General features: G+C 54.6%; 1 protein-coding gene. It reads right to left on the reverse strand.

Going from position 1 to position 846, the window contains the following annotated elements:
- Positions 1-779, reverse strand: a protein-coding gene (locus QTL96_RS22655) for an IS5 family transposase (protein WP_289729294.1) whose coding sequence is annotated in 2 segments (ribosomal slippage) — positions 1-450 and positions 453-779 — 777 coding nt in all. Because the reading frame shifts where the segments join, the coding sequence is not laid out codon by codon here.
- Between the last annotated feature and the right edge of the window lie 67 nt (positions 780-846).

Below are 846 nucleotides of genomic sequence, written 5' to 3' on the forward strand. Positions count from 1 at the left end.
CTAGGACGTGGACTCGCAAACTGAATTGATCCAAATTCGTGTCGCAACGAGTTTCAGTGCAGCAAGGTAATTGTCAGGGCGGCGGTCGTAGCGCGTGGCCAGGCCCCGCATGTGTTTGATACGATTGAAGAACCTCTCCACTTGGTTTCGCTGCCTATAGACCCAGCGACTGAAGCTGAAAGTCTGCTTCCGATTTATCTTTGTTGGGATGTTAGCCCAAGCCTTGCGGCCTTTCACAAACGCTCGGATCGCGTCGGTGTCATACGCTTTATCTGCAAGTAGCGTCGTGCCTGGTTCGATGTCAGAAATCAGCCTTTCAGCGACCGGAGCATCAGCTGCCTGGCCCGCTGTCAGCTCCATTCGTAACGGTCGGCCATCCGCATCGACCATGGCATGGATTTTGGTCGTCAGGCCGCCGCGCGAACGTCCCATGCAAGGATCGGTAGAGCCCCCTTTTTTGCGTTGGCACCATGCTGGTGAACGCGCACACACGACGAGTCGATCATAACTATATCGCCGTCGTAACGCCTTGATACCGCTTCAAGAAGTCGGTCCCAAACGCCGGCTTTACGCCAGCGCGAGAACCGATTGTAAAGTGTCGTACGAGGGCCGTAGCGCTCAGGGATATCCCGCCAAGAGCAGCCAGTTCTGAAACGCCACAAAATGCCATTGATCACCCGGCGGTCATCAACACGTTCGACACCACGGCTCTCATTCGGCAAAAGTGGTGCGATGATCGCCCACTCTTCATCGCTAAGTTCATGACGGCGCATATCAATCTCCTTCCAAGGGACATTGAATCATCATCCTGACTAAAGCGAAACCCTTTTATGGGGACGCGGCCTA

The sequence above is a fragment of the Rhizobium sp. S163 genome (assembly GCF_030380805.1).
Classification (GTDB): domain Bacteria; phylum Pseudomonadota; class Alphaproteobacteria; order Rhizobiales; family Rhizobiaceae; genus Rhizobium.